We start from the raw sequence: 19,609 nt of genomic DNA on the forward strand, positions 1-19,609 counted from the left end.
CGGCGACCCCCGAGCTGTTGACCGTGAAGGCCGCGCGCCTGCTGGAGGACGCGGACGTGGTGCTCCACGACAAGCTCCCCGGCCCCGAGATTCTCTCGGAGATTCCGGAGGAGAAGCGCGAGGACGTCGGGAAGCGCGCGGGCGGCGAGCGCACGCCGCAGTCCGACATCAACGCGCGCATGGTCGAACTCGCCCGCGAGGGCGAGGACGTGGTCCGCCTGAAGGGCGGTGACCCGTTCGTGTTCGGGCGCGGCGGCGAGGAGATGGTCTACCTCGCCGACCACGACGTCCCCTTCGAGGTCGTGCCCGGCATCTCGTCGGCGGTCGCCGCGCCCGCGGCCGCGGACATCCCGGTCACGCACCGCGACCACGCCTCCTCGGTCTCGTTCGTCACGGGCCACGAGGACCCCACGAAGGACGAGTCCGCGGTGGACTGGCAGGCGCTCGCGGACACCGGCGGCACCATCGTCGTGCTGATGGGCGTCGGCAAGCTCCCCGACTACACGCGCGCGCTCCGAGAGGCGGGGATGGACCCGGAGACGCCGGTCGCGCTCGTCGAGAAGGGACGCGGCCCGGCCAGCAGGTCGCCACGGGCACCCTCGACACCATCGTCGACGCGCGCGACGAGGTCGGCATCGAGCCGCCCGCCGTCACCGTCATCGGCGGCGTCGCGGGCGTGCGGGAGGCGACGCGATGACCGCGCCGAGGGTAGCGGTGTTCCGGCCGGCGGACGACCGCCTCGAGGACGCGACCGACCTCCTCGAATCACTGGACGCGGAGCCGGTCCCGGACCCGATGCTCGCCGTCGAACCGACCGGCGAGATTCCAAAGACGGGCGCCGACTACGCGATTCTGACGAGCAAGACCGGCGTCGAACTCGCCAGCGAGGCGGGCTGGACGCCGGGCGACGCGACGCTCTGCGCCATCGGCGAGGCGACCGCCGACGCCTGCCGCGCGGCCGGCTGGACGGTCGACCTCGTGCCCGAGGAGTACACGAGCAGCGGGCTCGTCGCCGCGCTCGCGGGCGACGTGGACGGGGCGCGCGTGGAGGTCGCGCGCTCGGACCACGGCTCCGCGGTGCTGACGGACGGGCTGAACGACGCCGGCGCGTACGTCCACGAGACGGTTCTCTACGAGCTCGTGGTGCCCGCCGAGGCCGGCGACTCCGTCGAGCTGGCCGCGGACGGCGACCTCGACGCCGCGCTGTTCTCCTCGTCGCTGACCGTCGAGAACTGGCTCGACGAGGCCGAAACGCGAGGGGTTCGGGCGGCCGCGCTCGCCGGGCTGAACGACGCCGTCGTCGGCTGCATCGGCCCGCCGACCCGCGAAACTGCCGAATCGCGGGGCGTCGAAGTCGACGTCGTGCCCGCGGACGCGGACTTCGAGCAGCTGGCGCGCGCGGTCCGCGAGGAGCTCTGAGGAGCCGGTAGTTTATACGCGACGGCGCGCTACCTGCGCCCGATGAACGCTCCGGTCCCGGAACTCGAGGCGCGGGCGGCGGCGTGCGCGGACGCGCTCCGCGACGCCCGACGCGTGCTGCTCGCGTCCCACATCGACGCCGACGGCCTGACGAGCGCGGGCATCGCCGCGACCGCGCTCGAACGCGCCGGCGTTCCGCACGACGTCGTCTTCTCGAAGCAGCTCGACGACGAGGAGATCTCGAGCATCGCGGCCCACGACCACGACACGGTGCTGTTCACGGACTTCGGGAGCGGCCAGCTCGACGCGATAACCGACCACGAGGACGCGGGCGAGTTCACGCCCGTCATCGCGGACCACCACCAGCCCGCGGACGCGGACACCCGGTTCCACCTGAACCCGCTCCTGGAGGGCGTCGACGGCGGGACGGAACTGTCGGGGGCGGGCGCGGCGTACGTGCTCGCTCGCGCGCTGCTCGGCGGGGACGCGACCGACCTCGCCGCGCTCGCCGTCGTCGGGGCGGTCGGCGACCGGCAGACCGTCGACGGCGAACTCGTCGGCGCGAACACGAGAATCGCCGAGGAGGGCGTGGAAGCCGGCGTCCTGGACACCGCGAAGGACCTCGCGCTGTACGGCACGCAGACCCGCCCGCTCCCCAAACTGCTGGAGTACGCCAGCGAGGTGTACGTCCCCGGCATCACGAACGACGAGAACGGCGCCGTGCGCTTCCTCGACGGCCTCGACCTCGAACTGCACGACGGCGGCGACTGGCGGACGTGGGCGGACCTCTCCCACGACGAGCGCCAGACGGTCGTCAGCGCGCTCGTCCAGCGCGCCGTCAGGAACGGCGTCTCCGGCGACGACGTGACGAAGCTCGTCGGCACGACGTACACGCTCGCCGACGAGGAACCCGGCACGGAGCTCCGGGACGCCAGCGAGTTCTCCACGCTGCTGAACGCGACCGCCCGGTACGAGCGCGCGGACGTCGGGCTCGCGGTTTGCCTCGGCGAGCGCGGCGAGCCCCTCGAAGCGGCCCGCGAGCTCCTGCGCGAGCACCGCCGGAACCTCTCGGAGGGCCTGTCGTGGGTGGAGCGCGAGGGCGTCACTGTCGAGGACGACCTCCAGTGGTTCCACGCCGAGGACCGCATCCGGGAGACCATCGTCGGCATCGTCGCGGGGATGGCGCTCGGCAGCGACGCCACCGAGAGCGACCGCCCCATCGTCGGGTTCGGCTACAAGAACGACGAGGAGACGAAGGTGTCCGCGCGCGGCACCTCGCGGCTCGTGGACCGCGGCCTCGACCTCTCGGCGGTGATGAGCGAGGCCTCGCAGGCGGTCGGCGGCGACGGCGGCGGCCACACGGTCGCCGCGGGCGCGACCGTCCCCCGCGGCCGCGAGCAGGAGTTCCTCGAGGAGGTCAGCGACGTGCTCGCCGCACAGCTCTCCGCCTGACCCTCAGAGGGACTCCCGGCCCCGCCGCCAGTTCTTGAACGACTCGGAGAGCGTCGCGCCGTACTGGACGGACAGCGACCCGACGAAGCTCATCGCGATGACGTAGCCGACGGCGAACGCCGGCACGACGGTGCGAATCGTGGGGTTCGCGGACGTCGCGGCGAGCGTCGCGACGATGAGCGAGAACTCCCCGCGCGCGACCAAGCCGAGGCCGACGCGGGCCGACCGGCGCTCGTCCAGCCCGTAGACGCGGCCGCTGGCGTACCCGCTCGCGAGCTTCGCGGCGGTCGTCGCGACCACGGCGACGGCGAGCAGCAGCCAGACGTCCGCGACCACGAGCAGGTCGGTGCCGAGGCCGACCGCGAAGAAGAACAGCGCCGCGAACACGTCCCGGACCGGGACGACGAGGCTCTCGACGCGGTGGACGAGGTCGGTGCCGTGGAACGCGGTGCCGACGAAGAACGCCGCGACCGCCTCGCTCGCGCCGACCGACAGCGCCGCGCCGCCGACGAGCACGGTCGTGCCGACGACCCGGAGCACGAACAGTTCGTCCGCCTCCGTGCCGAACACGCGGTCGACGTACTCGGTGCCGAAGTGGGCGGCGCCCGCCAGCGCCGTGAGGAAGACGAACGACTGGACGACGGTCGTGAGCGCGCTCCCGACGGTCCCGCCGCCGCCGACGACCGCCGCGACGACCGCGAGGTAGACGGCGATGACGAGGTCCTCCACGACGAGCGTGCCGAGAATCACCTCGCTCTCCGGGTTCGCGAGCCATCCCGCGTCCGTCAGCGCCTTCGTGACGATGGCGCTCGAGGAGATGTAGACGACGCCCGTGACAAGCAGGACGCCGATCGGCCCGAACCCGAACGCCACCCCGAGCGCGACGCCGACGGCCGCGTTCACCGCGAGGTCGATGCCGCCGACCGCGGACAGCCGCCGCCGGTTCCGCACGAGCGTGCCGACGTCGAACTCCAGCCCGAGGAAGAACAACAGCAGGACGATGCCGACCTCGGCGGCCGTCTCGACGACCGCGCTCTCCGAGACCAGCTGCAGGGAGATCGTCGCGACGCTCGTCGGCGCGTGCGGGCCGACGAGGATGCCGGCGGCGATGTACGCGGGGATGACCGGCTGGTCGAAGTACCGCGCGACCGAGCCGGCGACCGCCAGCACCGAGAGCGCGACGCCGAGTTCGAGGAGGAGCGCCTCCGCCATCGAATCAGTCGGCCTCCCCGTCTCCGCCCTCGAGGAGGGCTTCCAGGGCGTCCTGGTCGGACCGGGAGCCGATAGCGACGAGGATGTCGCCGGCTTCGAGGACGGTGTCCGCGCCCGGGCTCCCGATGGTCTCGTCGCCGCGCTGGATGGCGGCGACGGTCACCCCGGTCTCCTTGCCGATGTGGACGTCGCCCAGCGTCTCGCCGACCACCGGCGACTCCTCGGGGACCTCGGTCCACTCGATGACGGCGCCGCCGAGCGGCACGTCGACGTCCTCGAGGTCCAGCGGCTGGAAGTCCGTCCCCTCCAGCGACGTGGCGACCTGTCGGGCCTGCTCGCTCGTGAACTCGAAGAGCTTCTCGGCGTCCGCGTCCGCGTCGCTACGCCGGAACAGCTCGCGCTTGCCGTCGTGGTGGACGATGACGACGGCGCGCTCGCCCCCGCCCGTCTCGACCTCGTAGCGCTTCCCGACGCCCGGCACGTCCGCCTCGTAGATGACCATGCGTGGAGTGGGGCGCGACGCACGCTTAAACCTCGGGTGACGGGAGTAGCGACGCCCGCTAGCAGTCGGCGAAGGTCGTTCTGTATCGCAGTATGTGGTTTAACCGGAGTTCGATTACTGGCATGGAGGAGGAAATCGGGCTGAACCGAGAGCAAACCCACAGTATCCGCGGTCGAGGCGCGAGGAAGGGTTCGAGAGGAGGAGACTTTTGGGAGCATGTGACAGGGGCAGCGACCGCGAGAGTGACGAGGTGCTTCGACCCGAAATCGTACCCCCGAAGCTTTGGAGTGAGTTCCGCCAGCCAACGACAGCCCGGGCTGGCGAAACCGCCTGTGCCAAGCAACCACTCGGTGAGCTGTTTCTGTCGTATCGTGCCAAACAGATTGTAGCCTCGTAACCCCCCGCGTCGTTACATCGAACAGCGCGCTACCGAGCGACTGACGCTCTCGCGTGCACGCGTGCGGGAGCCCATCATCCGGGCGACGCCCGCTCTATCGAGTCGCCGCCGAGCCAACTGTCTCGCAACCGGTCGCGGCCCCCGACAGACGGGAGAATCACCTCTATCGACCCCGAATAAATTCTATGCTGCGATATAGAACCGCCTCGGTGACTGCGCGGCTGGCTCGTGCCTACCGACGGGCACTTCAATCAGACTCGGCAACGTAGCGGTAATGAGCGACCTGACGCCCGAGGAGTTCGAGGAGCAGAAGTACGTCGACTACTTCCCGAAGCTCCAGACCGCGTACAAGAGCGCCTTCGAGACGATGAACGAGTCCTTCGACTCGGACCTGGTCCACGGCATCGACCAGACGATTCTCGCCGAGAGCGAGCCCCACTACGAGGGCGACGGCGAGTTCACCGTCGAGCTCCCCGACGACCCGCTCGACAAGCTCGACGGCGTGGTCGCGACCGACGAGAAGACCCAGCACGTCCTCGACCGCTACCTCGAGGAGCTCCGCGCGGAGCTGCGGGCGCAGTTCGACGTCGGCGAGTGAACGGCGGAGCGAACATCTTGCACCACAGGAGCTAAGCCGCGCGAGCACCAACGGGTTCCCATGAGCACCGAGAGTCAGGGCGGCGACGACCTGGAGGAGCGCGTCAACAACTTCCTCCGTCGGAACTTCCCGCAGATTCAGATGCACGGCGGCACGGCGGCCATCCAGAACATCGACCGCGAGGAGGGCGTCGTCGACCTCCAGCTCGGCGGCGCGTGTTCGGGCTGTGGCATCTCCCCGATGACGATTCAGGCGATCAAGTCCCGGATGACCAAGGAGATCCCCGAAGTCGACGCCGTCAACGCCGACACCGGCATGGGCGGCGGGCAGGACAGCGGCATGAGCCCGTCGTTCCCCGGCGAGGACGGCGGCGACGAGCCCGAGGACGACGAAGGCCCGCAGGCCCCGTTCTAACGTTCCCCCAATTCTACGTTTTTCGCGGCGCTCAGCGACAGCTACGCGTCAGTCCTCGGTCCAGTAGTACAGCGCCTCCTTCTCGACGCCGCAGTTCGGGCACTCCTCGGGGAACGCCTCCTGGAGGTCGCCGAGCTCGCCGCACTCCGAGCACCGCCACATGAGCTCGGCCTCGCCGAACTCGTGGCCGGCGCGCTCGTGCTCGACGGAGAGCGCTTCGACGCCCTCGCGGGTCGTCACGTAGAAGCCGTCGTCGTCGAAGCCGCGAACCGTACCGAGTTTCTCGCCGTCGTCGTCGTAGACGGCCGTGCCGAGACCAACACTAGGAGGTTCTTCGCTCATGCGTGAGTGTTCAGCGCGAGCCGTGATAAAATCATTTGCCGGGTGCGGGCCGGTGCCGCGACGCGAAAGCGACCTCAGTCGTTGTTCCCGGGATTACTGGTTCCTTCTCCGGGATTGCATTCGCTGCGGTGGCGCTGCTTGACGTCAGCGGTGACGGTCGCGTCGAACCCGTCGCCGTCCACGTCGACGGTCACCTCGGTCGTGTCGACGTGCAGCGCGTACGTCTCTCGGTCACCAGAGCCGATGCTGTTGCGGTCCGTCGGTGCCGCGTCGTGCGTGTTCGCGGAGATTCCTTCGACGGTCAACGGCTCCGAGTACCGGTTCGTCACCGTGACGTAGACGTCTGCGTTCCCCTGGCCGTTGTTACTGCTCGCGTTGGCGTCGCTCCCGTTCCCGTTGGTCGGCTCGCAGGCCGTCACGCCCACGTACGCCTCGTCGGTGTCGACGACGTTCACGGAGACGCCGCGCTCGGCGCTGACGCTCGTGAACCCGAGCGTTCCGGTGGCGAGCAGGCTCACGGCGGCGAGCGCGAGTGCGATGCTGACGGCTCGTGACCAGTTCATCAGCCCCCGAGCTCCGGTGGTTCGTCGGTCTCCCCGATGCGCCTCCCCCGCGCGTAGTACGTGTGGACGACCGCCGAGACGGAGAACATCGCCGTGACCGCCGCCCCCCACGCGACGTCCGGCAGGAGCGCGAACGGCCACGCGCCGGTCCAGACCGCCGCCATCAGGCCGCCGCGACCCCGGAGAGCCCGAGGTAGTAGACGCTCCACGGGATCTCGTTGCCCTGCACGACGTCCATGTAGACTTCGACGTCGTCGAGGGCGTCGGTCGGCTCGACGGTGCCGCGGTTCTTGTCGAAGTCGACGACGCCGGCGTCGTCCATCATCGGCAGGTGGGACTGCTGGAGCGCGGTGTAGACGCGTTTGCGCTCCTCGTAGGACACCTGCTCGACGTCGACGCCGTACTCCCACGCGGCGACCTGTTCGGCCACGTCCCCGATTTCGGCGGCGCTGTCCGTGGCCTCCAGCGCGTGCACGGCGTACCGCCGCCGCCGGTTCGAGAGCACGTCGAACAGCTCGTCCTCCGTCGGCGCGTCGACCGATAGCTCGTCGCTCGGTTCGCTCTCCCCCGTGTCGGCGGGCTCCCCTGGCCCCCGGTGCTGTGACGCTGATGACACGACGAGCGGAGGTTACCGACTACGCCCTCATAAGTGTTGGCGATAATTAACGTACGAGTTGCTGACGAGAACAACCGAAGGAAGCCCGTTCTCTGGGTTTACGAGGTTCGACAGCCCAAATTACGCACATTAGTTCGTGTATAGTTGTCCGAGACGAACCGGTTTTCGGCCGCTCAGGTCCGGCCTGACGGTCGCTCAGACCGGGGTTGTCGGTGGTCGGTGGGGCTGCAGGGTCGGCCAGACGGTCGTTCGTCGAACGGTAGACTCGGGCTGAACTCGCTCAGTCGTGTCAATACTACTTACCATAGGGTCGTTGGGGGAAGTGAGCGCTCTCGGCGACCGCGGTGGTCCCGGGAGTGCACAACGAGGTAACTCGAAAATGCAACGTCGCAAGTTCATCGCTGGGCTAGGATCGCTCGCTGCCGCCGGGGCAGCTGGAATCGGTACGGGCGCGTTTACGAGTGTGCAGGCAGACCGTACTGTTTCGGTCAATACGGCGGCCGATAATGACGCTTTCCTTGCATTCGAAACAAGTGGCGCTACGAACAGCGCGTACGTAAGCAACGCCGACAGCGGGGCAGTGTCGTTTAATTTGGACGGCGATGCTGATGTCGATGGTACGGGTGTGAATCAGGACGGTACCACCCAAATTAATGACATAGTCAAGGTGCGGAATCAGGGAACACAACCTGTTCTCGTCTACGTCGAGCCTGACAGTATTGACGAGAGTGATCGTACAACCTCTGACGGGTTTGGGGTTGACCCACAGGCGTCTAACCGGCCGAACGGCGACTACGAAAACACATCCAGTATCGCTGCCGGAGTCGAGGACGATCAAATTAGCCTAACCGGTCTGTACTCTGAACCACCGTATTCCGCGTATGGTGGTGGTAACGACGGTAAGCAAGAATTCCTACTTGATTCGGGTCAAGCGTTCGACTTCGGCCTCTACGTCAATACCGGTGACTCCAGTGTTGATCAAGAAATCAGCATGAAAATCACAGCTGATGCGACCGCAGTCCCGGATACGCTCTGAGACCAATTAATAGATAATGAGACGACGCACCCTCATCGCCGGCCTCGGCAGCCTCACGGTGAGTAGCGCGTTCACCATGGGGTTGGGTGCGTTCACCAGCGTCAGCGCGACACGAACCGTCAACGTTGACGTTGCCGACGACAACGGGGCGTTCCTTCGGCTCTCGGAAATCGGGGAGGGGCGTCGGTCGTACAAGGACGGCGACACGGTCGCGTTCGACATTCCTGCTCCGGACGAAGAAGACTATGGCGGCACGGACCCCGAGGGGGTCGGGACTGATTCCGTCTACCGGTTCAGTGGCGACGCGGCCCACGACGAGCCCGGCCTGTTCAGCGTGACGAACCAAGGAACCCAGCCCGTGGAAGTGTACGCCACCCAGCAGACGACCGAGGGAGTCCCATCGGTCGCGATATACGACGTCGAAACGGGGGACCGTCTCACGGAGACCAGTCCGTCCACCCCGCTCGCCGTCGGCGGGGGGCCACTGCTCTGCGGTCTCGAAATCGACACCCACGGCGTCCCGGTCAAAGCGGACGAATACGAGATCTCCCTTACGATTACCGCGGTCGCCACCAACAGCGACTGACGACCCACTCGGAGCACGGCGGTTCGACTCCGCCGGTGGGTCTCCAACGGATAGATGACCAGATGAGACGCTCCCTCGCCATCGGAACCGCGCTCGCCCTCGCGGGAGCGCTCGCGTTCCCGTCGGGAGCGGCGCCACTGTTCTCCGGCCCGACTGACGACATCGGCGAGGACGTGGAACTCGCGCCGAGCAGCGACTACGCCGACCTCGAGGACGGCGAGCTCGTCGTGGACCTCTCGGCGGCGAACCCAGAGGCGGAGGGCGTGAACGACGACGCGGTGACGGGCATCGCGGACGTGTTTCGGGTGCGGTACAACGGCTCGCAGTACGCGCACGTCTGGCTCACGCACGAGTCGGAGGCGGTGACGTTCTACGCGGGCGGCGAACCCATCGAGTCCGAGGCGACGAACGTGACGCTCGCGCCGAACGAGAGCATCGCCGTGGGGCTGCGCGTGGACACAACGGGGGAGACGGCCGACGGGCTCCTCGACGAAATCACCGTGCACGCTCGGGCGGCCGACCCCGAGGACGTCGCCGCGCAGGGGGACGCACTCTCGTTCTCGGGGTCGACGGTGCAGACGCGCGCGCCGACCGAGACCTCGCGGCGGTTCACCGTGCTGGGCGCGAGCGCGGGGGAGACGACGACGTTCGACGCGTCGCGGCTCGCGCTCGCCGGCGCGGCGGGCGACCTCACGCTCGACGAGGTCGCCGTGACGAGCGCGGGCGGGTCGGTGTCGCTGGCGGTCGACGCGAGCGGGACCGAAGGCGCGCGGTCGCGGGTCGCGGAGCGAGGCGCGGAGGCGCTGGGCGCGGTGCGCGTGACCGTCGAGACGGGCGCGGTCGAGCGTGCGACGCTGCGGTTCAGCGTCCCGCGCGGGTTCTTCGAGGCGCGCGGCGTCGCGCCCGCGGACCTCGCGGTCTACCGGGAGGACGGCGGCGAGCTCTCGCGGCTCGACGTCGAGCGGACGGGCGAGCGCGACGGGCGCGTGCGCTTCGCGGCGGAGACGCCCGGGTTCTCGACGTTCGTGGTGGCGGCCGACCGGGCGCGCGTCCGGGTCGCCGACGCGCGCCTCGGGCAGACGACGGTCGCACCCGGCGAGTCCGCCAGCGTGACCGCGAACGTCACGAACGCGGGGACTGCGGCGGGCGAGCAGACCGTCTCTGTGACCGTCGACGGGAGCGTGGTCGCACAGCGAGTGGTCGACGTGGCGGCCGGCGACACGGCGAACGTTAGTGTGCCGGTCGAGCGCGACGACCCCGGCGAGTACGCCGTCGCAGTGGGCGGCGTCGACGCCGGCACGCTCGTCGTCGAGGCCGAAAACGAGACCGACGCGGCGACGGCGCAGTCGCCCGAGAACGGGAGCGACGAGCCGGTGCGGGAGCCGGCCGGGTTCGGGCTGCGCGAACTGCTCGGGCTGGTGGCGCTGCTCGCGCTCGTCGCGGCGTCGCTGCTGCTCGCGCGGAGGCGACCGTGGTAGTCGACCGGCGGGCAGGCTTTTGCCGGCCGCGGGAGCAGGGCGACACATGAGCGGCTCGGCCGACGGCGACTCGTTCCGGGCGGCGCTTCGCGAGGCAGTCCTGCTACGGGACTGTCTCGCGCTCGCGGTCGTGCCCGCTGTCGCGCTCGCGGTGTTCGCGCTGCCCGCTGGGGTCCGGGAGTCGCTGGCGTTCGCGTACCGCGACCCGACGGTGGCGACGGCGTACGCGGCGCACTTCGTCCACTTCGACGCCGCGCACCTCGCGGCGAACGTGCTCGGGTACGCGCTGCTCGCGGGGTTCGGGTACGTGCTCGCGGCGCTCGCGGGCCACCGGCGGCTGTTCGGCGTCGCGGCCGCGACGTACGTGCTGGCGTTCCCGTTCGCGCTGTCCGGGCTGAACCTCGCGGTCCCCCGGAACGCGGTCGGCTACGGGCTCTCGGGCGTGAACATGGCGTTCGCGGGGCTGCTCGGGCTGGTGCTGGTGGCGTACGCGGGCCGCCGCGTCAACGAACGGATTCGCACGCGGCACGCGCCGGGCGCGTTCTTCGCCGCGGTCGCCGTGGTCTCGCTAGTCGCGCTCCCCGTCGACCGGACGACAGTCGCGCTCGCCGGGGTCAGCGCGTCGATTGCCGCCGTATACGCCGTCTCGGTCTGGCGGACGTGGCAGTCGTCGGTGGCTTCTCGGTGGGAGGCGACCGAGGGGCGAGCGGGGTGGCTCGACGTCGGCGTGCTCGGCGCGGTCGCGTTCTTCGGCTACCCGTTCGTCGGGTTCCCCGCGCCGACGCCCGCCGCGGAGACCGTCGTGAACCGCTACGTCCACCTGCTGGGGTTCTGTCTGGGCTTCCTGGTGCCGTACGTCGCGCTGGCGGCGGGCGCCTTCGACGACACCGAGGATTTTTGACGGATTGACACGTCTGGCCGAGTGAATGTCCGTTCGCCGCGCGCTCACGCTCGGCGCCGAAGCCGTCGTCGTCCTCGTGGTGGTCGCGCTGCTCGTCGGCCAGCTGCTCGGCACGCCCGTCCTGCTGGGATACGTCGAGACCGGGAGCATGGAGCCGACGATGGAGCCCGGGGACGGCTTCGTCGCGATACCGTCGGCCGTCGCGGGCGACGTCGAGGAGGGCGACGTGGTCGTCTTCCGCGCGGAGGAGCTGCAGGGCGGCGGGCTGACCACGCACCGCGTCGTCGGGGAGACCGAGCGCGGGTACGTCACGCGGGGGGACGCGAACCCGTTCACGGACCAGGACGGCGGCGAGCCGCCGGTGAAGGACGCGCAGGTCGTCGCGAAAGCCCTGCAGGTCGGCGGGTCGGTGGTCGTGGTTCCGAACCTCGGCACGCTCGTCACCGGCCTCCAGAGCGCGTTCGCGGACGTCCAGCGGCAGTTGGCGGCGGCGACCGGGTCGCGCGCGCTGCTCGGCACGCAGGGACTCGCGTACCTCCTGCTGGCGCTGTCGGCGCTGCTGTACGTCTTCGACCTGTTCGTCGCGGGCGGCGGGCGCGAGCGCGACCACAGCAGGGACCGCGACCGCGAGCAGGGCGTCTCGCCGGGGGTCGTCGTCGCCGTCCTCGCGGGCGTGCTCGTGGTGGCGGCGACGGCCGCGATGGTGGTTCCCGCGGGGACACAGGAGTTCGGGGTCGTGAGCGCGGAGTTCGCGTCCGAGAACCCCACCGTCATCGAGCAGGGGGGGTCCGCGACGCTGCCGTACCGCGTCCCGAACGCCGGCCTCGTGCCGGTCGTGGCGTACGTCCAGCCGGCCAGCGAGGGCGTCGCAGTGGCCCCCGAGCGCGTCCGCGTCCCCGGCCGGGGGGAGGCGGCCGTCGACCTCACGCTGTCGGCGCCCGAGGAGACCGGCTACTACCGCCGGTTCGTCACCGAACACCGCTACCTCGCGGTGCTCCCGGTGTCGGTCATCGACTCGCTGCACGGCGTCCACCCGTGGCTCCCCATCGCCGTCATCGACGCGCTGCTCGCGGGCGGGATGGCGGTGCTCGGGCTGGCGGTGCTGGGCGGGCGCCGCGTCCGCGTGCGGGACCGCGAGTCCCGCCACGACCGCTCGCTCGTCGGGCGCGCGCTCCGGTACCTCACGCGCAAGTAAGGTTGGGCCACCGACAGGTCTATGCGACCGCATTACGGAGGGGGAGCCATGGGGGAGGGAACGCGCTGGCTGAGGGTTCGCGCAGTGGTGTCGTCGTGGTTCCCCGTGCTGGTCGCGGCGCTGGCCGTGCTCGCCGTCGTCGGGGGCTGGGCGGCGTACACGGCCCACGCCGCGCCCGGAACCACCGAAGCGCAGTCCGAGCGCGCGCACTGGACGGTCGACGGGGAGTTCCACCACTCCGCGGAGGTCACCCGCGAGAACCCGATTTTCGACGTTGGGACGACGCTCTCGAACCGCTCGACGTACTTCACGAACGCCGCGCCCGTACTCGACGGCCGGTACGTCGCGACGTACGGCGGCGTCGACGCCTCGGAGGCGACCGTCGACCTCGACGCCGCGCTCGTCGTCCGGAGCGTCGGCGAGGACGCCGTCTACTGGACCGACCGCCGGGAGCTCGAGGCGGCGACCGCGGACGTGCAGGCCGGCGAGTCCGCGAGCGTCGCGTTCGCCCTGAACGCCACCCGCGTGGCGGCCCGCGAGGCCGAAATCCGGGAGTCCCTCGGCGAGACGCCCGGCGAGACCGAGACGTTCGTCGTCGTCGACGCGACCGTCGAGGGGACCGCGGACGGCCAGCCCGCGTCGCTGTCGCTCACGCACCGCCTCCCCGTCTCGGTCGAGGGCGACGCGTACACCGTCGGCCCCGCGGAGGCCGGCAGCCAGTCCATGACGACCACGGAGACGGTGACCGTCCCCAACGAGTACGGCCCGCTGTGGACCGCCGGCGGCCCGCTCCTGTTCCTCGCGGGCGTCGGCGGGCTCGCCGCCCTCGGCGTCGGGCGGCGCCGCGAGGCGTTCGCGCTCTCCGCCGCCGAGCGCGACCTGCTGGCGTTCCGCGACGAGCGCGCGGAGTTCGACGAGTGGGTCGTCACCGCGCGGCTCCCCGACTCGGTCCGCGACCGGCAGCGCGCGGAGGCCGCGTCGCTGGCCGACCTCGTGGACTTCGCCATCGACTCCAACACCGCCGTCCTCGAAGACCCCGACTCCGGGACGTGTTACGCCGTCACCGACCAGCTCGTCGTCGCGTACGAACCGCCCGAACCGGCGACAGCGGCCGGCGAACCGACCGAGACGGGACTGTTCGAAGCAATCACCGAAGCGGACGGCGAACAGGCCGGCGACGAATCGGCGACCAGCGACTCGGCGGAGGACGCTCGCGAGGAGACGCCGCGGCCGCAGGACTAGCAGTAGGTGCTCGCTCGACTTCGTTATCCAGAGCGGCGCGTGATACTGGGCGGCTATATCGGAAGTAGGGATGCTTAGTTGTCGCGTCGGTGTTCCTCGATGTCTTCCGCTCGTCTGTTTATCTCGGCGAGTTCACGGACGCGCTGGCTGTCCGACCCGCCGTGGCCGATGCGGACGGACAGGTCCAACGGGGACGGAACGAACCGACCCTCGGCGTCCTCCTCACCGGATTCCTCACCGGCTTTCTCTTCGGATTCCTCAGCGCCGCCGAATACGGAGAGGAACACCTCCCAAACACTGAGGGCCATACGTGACACCTACGAGTTATTGGAGGATAAGTGTTCATACAGTTTCACTAGCTTGCGCTCGTCAGCGAGATGGCTCGAGAAGCGAAGCGACCGGCGCGGGCTACATGAAGTCCGCGATGCCGCTCTGCTTGTTCTTGTCGTTCTCGAAGATGGATTCGAGGCTCGCCTGCAGGACTTCCAGGCGCTGTTTCGTGTACTCGCGGCAGTCGTACTCCTCGGCGACCGTGATGGCCGTGTCCATGTACTTGTTCACGGAGCCCTCGTGGACGGTGAGGTTCACGCGCCCGCCGCACTCCCGGCAGTCCCCCGTGAGCGGCATCCGGCGGTACTTCTCCCCGCAGTCCAGACACCGCGTCTCCTGCCGGCTGAACGCGCGCAGGTTCCCGATGAGGTCCGGGAGGAAGTGGTACTCGATGACGCGCTCGGCGACGTCCGTCTCGTCGACCGCCCGGAGCTTGCGCGCGAGCTCGAGCTGGGCGTCCATCTTGTCCATCATCGACCCGAGCGTCTTGTACGCCGACAGGCTCGGCCCGAGGTGGATGTCCGACGTGTCGTGGGTGTGCTCGAAGCCCGCGTACTCGGTGTCCGTCCCGAGGCTCTCCTCGGCGATCTCCACGAGGTCCTCGACCTCGCCGGGGTCGGCCATCTCCCGGGTCGCCTCGTAGAACTCCCGGGGGTACCGGCTGACGACGTCCATGTTGTGCGCCTCGTCGTCGATCTCGCTCGGGTCGATGCGCGAGGACATCACCAGCGGCGCGTCCATCCGGCCGCCGCGCTGGTCCGGCAGGTACGACTTCGAGAAGTTGATGAGGCCGTCCATCAGGAGCATCACGCAGTCCTCGTCACCGTCGCACTGCTTCGCGGCGACCCCGTTGGCGAACAGCGAGTGCGTGTCGGCGACGGTGAGACAGTAGGTGTGGTCGGTGTCAGCAGCCACGTATTCGATGTCCGCGACGTCGTCGTGAACCGTCGACCCACCGTCGGGGACGGCGACGGCTTCCGTCTCCGAGCGTGAGTCGAGGCGCGTGCTCGACAGCAGCGTCTCGTCGCCGTCGAGCTCACGCGCCTCCCTGCTCTGGACGCCGCCGTCGGTCCAGTGTTGGAGTTCGTGGTCGGGCGTCACGGTGAGTTCGCGCCCTGACTCGGTCCGAATGCGAACCATGTGGTCCGGTGCTGGATGCTTCGAGACCGCTTCGACCGGCTTCTGGACGACCTCGCCGTCCTCGGTCACCGACGGGACGAACACGTCGCCGTCGAGTTCCTGCACGAGCGTGCCGAAGTCGTCCTCGTCGGCCGTCTCGGGGTCGAGGCGGTCCTCGACGAGCGTCTCGATGGGGTCGTAGTGCCACTCGCCGGCTTCGTCCTCGAACCACACCTTCGTCTCGGGGTGGAAGCAGTTCCGGCGTTTCGCGGCGTGGAAGTACGGATGCGCGTAGCCGACCGAGGCCGACGTGAAGCCGATGATTCTGCCGACGACGGCGGCGGAGGTGTGGGGCGCCATCCCGAAGACGAGTTCGCCGACGAGGTCGTCGCGCTCCTCGAGCTCGTAGAAGGCGTCGAGGCCGTAGTACTGGGTGAGGAGGTCGTCGACGAAGTCCGCGGTCTTGAGCATGTGTTCGGCGGCGCCGTCCGAGAGGACGACGTCCTGCACGCGGAGTTCGACGAGCTGGTCGTCGTGCTCTAAGGGGTCGCCGTGGATGTCCTCCTCGTAGCCGAGTTCGCGGAAGTGCTCGACGGTGACGTCGAGCTCGCTGGGTTTGACCGACGTGACGGGGAGGTCGGTCATGTCGTAGCGGACGGTGCCGTCCTTGAACGTGGAGACGTCGTGTTTCGCGCGGAGGACGCCCTTCTCCATCGGCTCGGGGACCTTCTCCGCGGAGGAGAGCCCCTTGACGCCCTTGAGTTGGTCGAAGGCGTTCTCGCGCTCGCCGACGGCCTGGAGGGCGTCGCGGTACTCGGCGCCGACGTCGACGGTCTGGACTTCGACGTTGTCGAGTTCGCGCTCGCAGCGCGGGCACTCGACGCGCCCGGACTCGTCGGGTTCCGCGCTGATGCCGCAGTCGGGGCACTCGTAGTGGGGGTCGGTCCACTCGCCGCAGTCCTCGCAGCGCGGCTCGTAGGTGTGGTCGCCACAAGAGGGGCACTCGCGGACGCCGAGCTGGACGTCGAGCTCGCCGGGGGTGTCGCTCATGTCGGGGGCGTAGCGGGCGGCCTCGCTGACGTCGCGCTGGCTGCCGCCGGCTTCGCCGATGGGGAAGAGCGTGTGGACCGCGGGGGAGAGGTCGCGGGACTCGGACTTCTCCGGGCGGCCCATGCGGTTCCCGATGCGGGTGGGCGCGCGCTCGCGGACCTCGAACGGCGCGACTTCGTTGACGGCGGCGAGGGCGTTCGGCCACTCGCGGGCGTCCGCGGGGAGGGCGTCCCACTCTCGGTCGAGGTCCTCGTCGACGCCGAGCGAGCGCGCGAACGGCCGCCAGTCGGTGACGCGGATCTCGTCGTCGAGCTGGTGGTGTTCGACGAGCAGCGCCTCCAGCGCGTCCCGGACCGGTTCGTCGTTCGCGACGAACAGCGCGTCCTCGCCGGCCTCCGCGTCGATGCGGCCGGCGGCGACGGCGTCGGCGAGCGTCTCGAAGGCCGCGACGTCGACGTCGTGCCAGAGGTACGTGTACGCGGGGTGGAGCGGGGCGTCGTACTCGGTCGCCCACTCCAGCGCCTGCTCGACGCTGGGCTCCTCGAGGTCGGCGTACGGCGAGTCGCGGAGGGCTTGGACGTCCGCGCCCGCTGCGTCGAGGTCCTGCACCCACCACTCCGGGGCGTAGGAGGCGGGCGCGAGCTCGTGGTTGTTCTCCACGAACTCGCCGTAGTTCACGAGGTACTCGCCGACGTCCAGAATCTCGACGACGCCGTTCCTGACCTCGAGGGCTTCCTCGGGGTCGTCGATGCGGCGGACGTCGCCGTTCGCGAGCTTGACCGTTGGGCCCTCGATGGAGTCGACGGGGACGATGCCCGCCGCCTTCCCGGGGCGCTCGGTCTTGATCTGGGTGCCCGTCGCGAGGAAGTCGTCCACGAGGTGCATCGTCGCGGGGTGGATGCCCGCGGTCGCGAACCCGTGGTTCCGCGACCGGCCGTAGCGCAGCCGGAACCCGCCCTCCTTCGAGGGGTGGCCGAAGACGGGGCGGCCCGCGATGAGGTCCCGGAGGAACTTGTTCGACGGATCCACGCGGGGCGGGCCGTCGGGTTCCTCCGCGGCGGGTTCGGCATCCTCGTCGGCGGTAGTGCTCGCGGCTTCGCCGCTCGCGCCCTCCGAGGCCTCCCCTTGGTCGCCCTCGCCCTCGCCAATCGTGCCGTCGATGAGGTCCTGCAGCCACGGCCACTCCACCTCCTCGAGGTTGCGGGTGTAGCGCTGGATCTTCGGCGCCTTCAGCGCGATGCCCTCCGCGAGCACGAGACACATCCCGCCGCGCGCGGAGTTCGTCGCGATGCGCTCGAGGTCGCGGAACCCGTCGACCTCCTCGTCGCCGGTCGCCTCCCCGTCGAGCATCACGGGGCAGTGCTCGGTGATGTACTTCGTCTCCTTGTCCTTCGGCGAGTACTGGAGGCCGGTCTCGGAGTCGTAGAGGTCGACCTCCTCGGCGTAGCGCTCGATCTCGTCGTCCCGGGGCTTGAACCGGTCGATGTCGAGGAGCGCGCGGGCGTAGTCCGCGACCAGCACGGACAGCGCCTGCGCGGTCCCGCCCGCAGAGCGGATGGGGCCGGCGTAGTAGACGGCGACGTACTCGGTGCCGTCGTCGTTCTCGTTCACCTCGACGCGGTCGATGCCCTCGATGGGCGCCGCCACCACGCCCTCGGTGAGCAGCGCGACCGCGGTGCGGACCGCGCCCTCGACCTTCCCGGCGTTCGTCTCGTAGTCGCCGACGCGGCCCTCCACGAAGTCCTCGACGAGTTCGAGGGCGGCCTCCTCCCGGCTCATCTCGCCCTCGAGGTCGCGGACGCGCTCGGCCACCCCGTCGATGCCGAGGATGTTCTCGACGCGGTCGGCCATGTCCTTCGCGACCGGAATCTCGACCTCGGGCTCGGGGTCCTCGCCGCGCCGCTTGGCCGCCTCGGCGACCTCGAAGGCGTCGTCGAGGCCGGCTTCCAGCGACGCGAAGTACGCCTCGTCCTCGGGCCGCATCAGAGCCAGAGGTCGAGGTCGGTGGCGTCGTCGTGCTCGCGGACCAGCTCCGTGTCCAGCTCGCGGACGTACAGCTCGCCCGCGAACACGGTCGCGCGGTCGAGGTGGCCGGCAAGCGCCTGCCCGGAGCGCCGCGAGAGGGTCACGTGCGTGTGCGCGAACGGTTCCCCGTCGAGGTCGGCGAGGTTGCCGACGCAGGCGGCGACCTCCAGCGGCTCCTCGAAGCGCGCGGCCTTGTACTCGAAGTCGTCCTGGTCGTAGTACCAGAGTTCGGCGTCCTGGACCGCGCCCATGCCGACGAACCACGCGGCGTCGATGCCCTCGTCGGCGGCCAGCGACTCGATCTCCTCGCGCCAGTCGGCGCCGTGGTCGAGTCGCGCGACGAACTCGCGGCCGCCGGTGACTTCGCGGACGTTCATGCGTCCACCCAACGGGCGCGCCAGCAAAAGTCCTACCGTCTCTGAGCGTCGGGGAGCTGCGAGAACTGCGAGCGCCGCTACGGCCGGCTTATCGCCACGCGGAGAGCGCGGTGGCGTGGTCCGCTGTTACCGACATCCACGCCTCGTCGCAGGAGATGTCCGCGATGACGAGTCGGGACTCGGGACCCTCGTCGTCGAGGGAGGCCATCACGTCGGTGCCGGACGCGTCAGCCGGCTGCGCGGCGTCAGTCGTCATGACGTGTGATACAACGTGACACCCGATACTTAAGCCCGTCGGAGTGACAGGCGAAGGGAAAGTTCGGCCCTTTTGGCCGCGCCCGCTTTCGATTGTACGCACGTAGTACGTTCCGACTGTGCGGGCCGCACACCTACAGGAACGATAGGTTTATCACTGTCGCTTAGTAACTCGGGTTTTGGATGACAGACACTGACAACCTCTCCCGCCGACGGTTCCTGCAGGGAACCGGCGCCGCCGCGACCGCAGCCGCCCTCGCCGGCTGCAGCGGCGGCGACGGTGACGACGGCGACGAGGAGCCGACGGGGACGACGACCGAACGCAACGACGAGGACCGGTACCGCGGCCGCCAGATCGGCACGGCGGACTCGCTGGACCCGGTCTACGCGACCGACACCACGTCCGGCACGCACATCCAGGAGATCTTCGACGGGCTGACCAACTACGAGAACGGGACGGTCAACGTCGAGACCCTCCTCGCGGAGGACTACACGGTCTC

General features: G+C 69.7%; 19 protein-coding genes and 2 pseudogenes. 12 read left to right on the forward strand and 9 right to left on the reverse strand.

From position 1 onward, the window contains the following. The first annotated feature begins 14 nt into the window (after window positions 1–14). The 3 genes and pseudogenes from cobA (at window position 15) to GJ634_RS07710 (ending at window position 2,871) form a co-directional block, all read left to right on the forward strand. Window positions 15–697: pseudogene (cobA, locus tag GJ634_RS07700) on the forward strand (uroporphyrinogen-III C-methyltransferase). Next, entirely contained in the window at window positions 694–1,419 is a 726-nt protein-coding gene (locus GJ634_RS07705) for a uroporphyrinogen-III synthase (protein ID WP_157501844.1), read from the forward strand. The pseudogene cobA and the gene GJ634_RS07705 overlap by 4 nt, the downstream one beginning before the upstream one ends. 42 nt (window positions 1,420–1,461) lie before the next feature. Beyond that, entirely contained in the window at window positions 1,462–2,871 is a 1,410-nt protein-coding gene (locus tag GJ634_RS07710; RefSeq protein ID WP_157501846.1) for a DHH family phosphoesterase, read from the forward strand. A gap of 3 nt (window positions 2,872–2,874) precedes the next feature. Here the strand turns inward: GJ634_RS07710 and GJ634_RS07715 are convergent, their stop codons facing one another. Continuing rightward, complete coding sequence (locus GJ634_RS07715; RefSeq protein WP_157501848.1) at window positions 2,875–4,083, reverse strand: cation:proton antiporter; 1,209 nt, start codon at window positions 4,081–4,083, stop codon at window positions 2,875–2,877. A gap of 4 nt (window positions 4,084–4,087) precedes the next feature. Continuing rightward, a complete protein-coding gene (locus GJ634_RS07720; RefSeq protein ID WP_157501850.1) occupies window positions 4,088–4,585 on the reverse strand; it encodes a cation:proton antiporter regulatory subunit in 498 nt (165 codons plus the stop codon). 671 nt (window positions 4,586–5,256) lie between these two features. Here GJ634_RS07720 and GJ634_RS07725 point away from each other — a divergent pair. Together GJ634_RS07725 and GJ634_RS07730 are read left to right on the forward strand one after the other, a co-directional pair. Beyond that, complete coding sequence (locus GJ634_RS07725; RefSeq protein ID WP_157501852.1) at window positions 5,257–5,580, forward strand: DUF5783 family protein; 324 nt, start codon at window positions 5,257–5,259, stop codon at window positions 5,578–5,580. Between the two features lie 60 nt (window positions 5,581–5,640). After that, a complete protein-coding gene (locus GJ634_RS07730) occupies window positions 5,641–5,994 on the forward strand; it encodes a NifU family protein (protein ID WP_157501854.1) in 354 nt (117 codons plus the stop codon). A gap of 48 nt (window positions 5,995–6,042) precedes the next feature. On the opposite strand, the gene GJ634_RS07735 is transcribed toward GJ634_RS07730, so the two are convergent. The 3 genes and pseudogenes from GJ634_RS07735 to GJ634_RS16035 form a co-directional block, all read right to left on the reverse strand. Beyond that, window positions 6,043–6,336 (reverse strand): rubredoxin-like domain-containing protein, encoded by a 294-nt coding sequence (locus GJ634_RS07735; protein WP_157501856.1) that lies wholly within the window; start codon window positions 6,334–6,336, stop codon window positions 6,043–6,045. Window positions 6,337–6,410: 74 nt separating this feature from the next. After that, window positions 6,411–6,899: a hypothetical protein gene (locus GJ634_RS07740; protein ID WP_157501858.1), complete on the reverse strand. Its 489-nt coding sequence runs from the start codon at window positions 6,897–6,899 to the stop codon at window positions 6,411–6,413. After that, a pseudogene (locus GJ634_RS16035) lies at window positions 6,899–7,515 on the reverse strand (hypothetical protein). The gene GJ634_RS07740 and the pseudogene GJ634_RS16035 overlap by 1 nt, the downstream one beginning before the upstream one ends. Window positions 7,516–7,894: 379 nt before the next feature. Between GJ634_RS16035 and GJ634_RS07750 the strand changes: the two are divergent. The 6 genes from GJ634_RS07750 (at window position 7,895) to GJ634_RS07775 (ending at window position 13,953) form a co-directional block, all read left to right on the forward strand. After that, window positions 7,895–8,551 carry a hypothetical protein gene (locus tag GJ634_RS07750; RefSeq protein ID WP_157501860.1) on the forward strand — a complete coding sequence of 219 codons (657 nt, stop codon included), beginning with the start codon at window positions 7,895–7,897 and terminating at the stop codon, window positions 8,549–8,551. A gap of 16 nt (window positions 8,552–8,567) precedes the next feature. Continuing rightward, the gene (locus GJ634_RS07755; protein ID WP_157501862.1) at window positions 8,568–9,137 is read left to right on the forward strand and encodes a hypothetical protein; all 570 of its coding nucleotides are present in this window, start codon (window positions 8,568–8,570) and stop codon (window positions 9,135–9,137) included. Window positions 9,138–9,199: 62 nt separating this feature from the next. Further along, window positions 9,200–10,615, forward strand: coding sequence for a DUF1102 domain-containing protein (locus tag GJ634_RS07760; protein ID WP_157501864.1), 1,416 nt, complete (start codon window positions 9,200–9,202; stop codon window positions 10,613–10,615). A gap of 46 nt (window positions 10,616–10,661) precedes the next feature. Continuing rightward, window positions 10,662–11,516, forward strand: coding sequence for a hypothetical protein (locus tag GJ634_RS07765; protein WP_157501866.1), 855 nt, complete (start codon window positions 10,662–10,664; stop codon window positions 11,514–11,516). A gap of 25 nt (window positions 11,517–11,541) precedes the next feature. After that, window positions 11,542–12,711: a signal peptidase I gene (locus GJ634_RS07770; RefSeq protein WP_157501868.1), complete on the forward strand. Its 1,170-nt coding sequence runs from the start codon at window positions 11,542–11,544 to the stop codon at window positions 12,709–12,711. Between the two features lie 48 nt (window positions 12,712–12,759). Further along, window positions 12,760–13,953, forward strand: a complete 1,194-nt coding sequence (locus tag GJ634_RS07775) for a DUF5305 domain-containing protein (protein ID WP_157501870.1) — start codon at window positions 12,760–12,762, stop codon at window positions 13,951–13,953. Between the two features lie 74 nt (window positions 13,954–14,027). On the opposite strand, the gene GJ634_RS07780 is transcribed toward GJ634_RS07775, so the two are convergent. The 4 genes from GJ634_RS07780 to GJ634_RS15420 form a co-directional block, all read right to left on the reverse strand. After that, on the reverse strand, window positions 14,028–14,261 hold the full coding sequence (locus GJ634_RS07780; RefSeq protein WP_157501872.1) for a hypothetical protein: 234 nt from the start codon (window positions 14,259–14,261) through the stop codon (window positions 14,028–14,030). 100 nt (window positions 14,262–14,361) lie between these two features. Beyond that, window positions 14,362–18,435: a DNA-directed DNA polymerase II large subunit gene (locus GJ634_RS07785; protein WP_157501874.1), complete on the reverse strand. Its 4,074-nt coding sequence runs from the start codon at window positions 18,433–18,435 to the stop codon at window positions 14,362–14,364. Then, complete coding sequence (locus tag GJ634_RS07790; RefSeq protein ID WP_157501876.1) at window positions 18,435–18,854, reverse strand: PPC domain-containing DNA-binding protein; 420 nt, start codon at window positions 18,852–18,854, stop codon at window positions 18,435–18,437. Before GJ634_RS07790 ends, GJ634_RS07785 begins: the two co-directional genes overlap by 1 nt. Window positions 18,855–18,942: 88 nt before the next feature. After that, complete coding sequence (locus GJ634_RS15420; protein WP_197425445.1) at window positions 18,943–19,110, reverse strand: hypothetical protein; 168 nt, start codon at window positions 19,108–19,110, stop codon at window positions 18,943–18,945. A 182-nt stretch (window positions 19,111–19,292) separates the two neighbouring features. On the opposite strand from GJ634_RS15420, the gene GJ634_RS07795 reads away from it, so the two are divergent. Continuing rightward, window positions 19,293–19,609: twin-arginine translocation signal domain-containing protein (locus GJ634_RS07795; protein ID WP_157501878.1), on the forward strand; the 317-nt coding region annotated here is incomplete at its 3' end.

It is taken from the genome of Halobacterium sp. CBA1126, assembly GCF_009741975.1.
Classification (GTDB): Archaea; Halobacteriota; Halobacteria; order Halobacteriales; family Halobacteriaceae; genus Halobacterium.

Coding starts and splice junctions, on each gene's coding strand:
- GJ634_RS07715 (WP_157501848.1), bottom strand. CDS start 4,083: ATGGCGGAGGCGCTCCTCCTCGAACTCGGCGTCGCGCTCTCGGTGCTG.
- GJ634_RS07710 (WP_157501846.1), top strand. CDS start 1,462: ATGAACGCTCCGGTCCCGGAACTCGAGGCGCGGGCGGCGGCGTGCGCG.
- GJ634_RS07785 (WP_157501874.1), bottom strand. CDS start 18,435: ATGCGGCCCGAGGACGAGGCGTACTTCGCGTCGCTGGAAGCCGGCCTC.
- GJ634_RS07735 (WP_157501856.1), bottom strand. CDS start 6,336: ATGAGCGAAGAACCTCCTAGTGTTGGTCTCGGCACGGCCGTCTACGAC.
- GJ634_RS07780 (WP_157501872.1), bottom strand. CDS start 14,261: ATGGCCCTCAGTGTTTGGGAGGTGTTCCTCTCCGTATTCGGCGGCGCT.
- GJ634_RS07750 (WP_157501860.1), top strand. CDS start 7,895: ATGCAACGTCGCAAGTTCATCGCTGGGCTAGGATCGCTCGCTGCCGCC.
- GJ634_RS07720 (WP_157501850.1), bottom strand. CDS start 4,585: ATGGTCATCTACGAGGCGGACGTGCCGGGCGTCGGGAAGCGCTACGAG.
- GJ634_RS07770 (WP_157501868.1), top strand. CDS start 11,542: ATGTCCGTTCGCCGCGCGCTCACGCTCGGCGCCGAAGCCGTCGTCGTC.
- GJ634_RS07705 (WP_157501844.1), top strand. CDS start 694: ATGACCGCGCCGAGGGTAGCGGTGTTCCGGCCGGCGGACGACCGCCTC.
- GJ634_RS07790 (WP_157501876.1), bottom strand. CDS start 18,854: ATGAACGTCCGCGAAGTCACCGGCGGCCGCGAGTTCGTCGCGCGACTC.
- GJ634_RS07775 (WP_157501870.1), top strand. CDS start 12,760: ATGGGGGAGGGAACGCGCTGGCTGAGGGTTCGCGCAGTGGTGTCGTCG.
- GJ634_RS15420 (WP_197425445.1), bottom strand. CDS start 19,110: ATGACGACTGACGCCGCGCAGCCGGCTGACGCGTCCGGCACCGACGTG.
- GJ634_RS07760 (WP_157501864.1), top strand. CDS start 9,200: ATGAGACGCTCCCTCGCCATCGGAACCGCGCTCGCCCTCGCGGGAGCG.
- GJ634_RS07740 (WP_157501858.1), bottom strand. CDS start 6,899: ATGAACTGGTCACGAGCCGTCAGCATCGCACTCGCGCTCGCCGCCGTG.
- GJ634_RS07755 (WP_157501862.1), top strand. CDS start 8,568: ATGAGACGACGCACCCTCATCGCCGGCCTCGGCAGCCTCACGGTGAGT.
- GJ634_RS07725 (WP_157501852.1), top strand. CDS start 5,257: ATGAGCGACCTGACGCCCGAGGAGTTCGAGGAGCAGAAGTACGTCGAC.
- GJ634_RS07765 (WP_157501866.1), top strand. CDS start 10,662: ATGAGCGGCTCGGCCGACGGCGACTCGTTCCGGGCGGCGCTTCGCGAG.
- GJ634_RS07730 (WP_157501854.1), top strand. CDS start 5,641: ATGAGCACCGAGAGTCAGGGCGGCGACGACCTGGAGGAGCGCGTCAAC.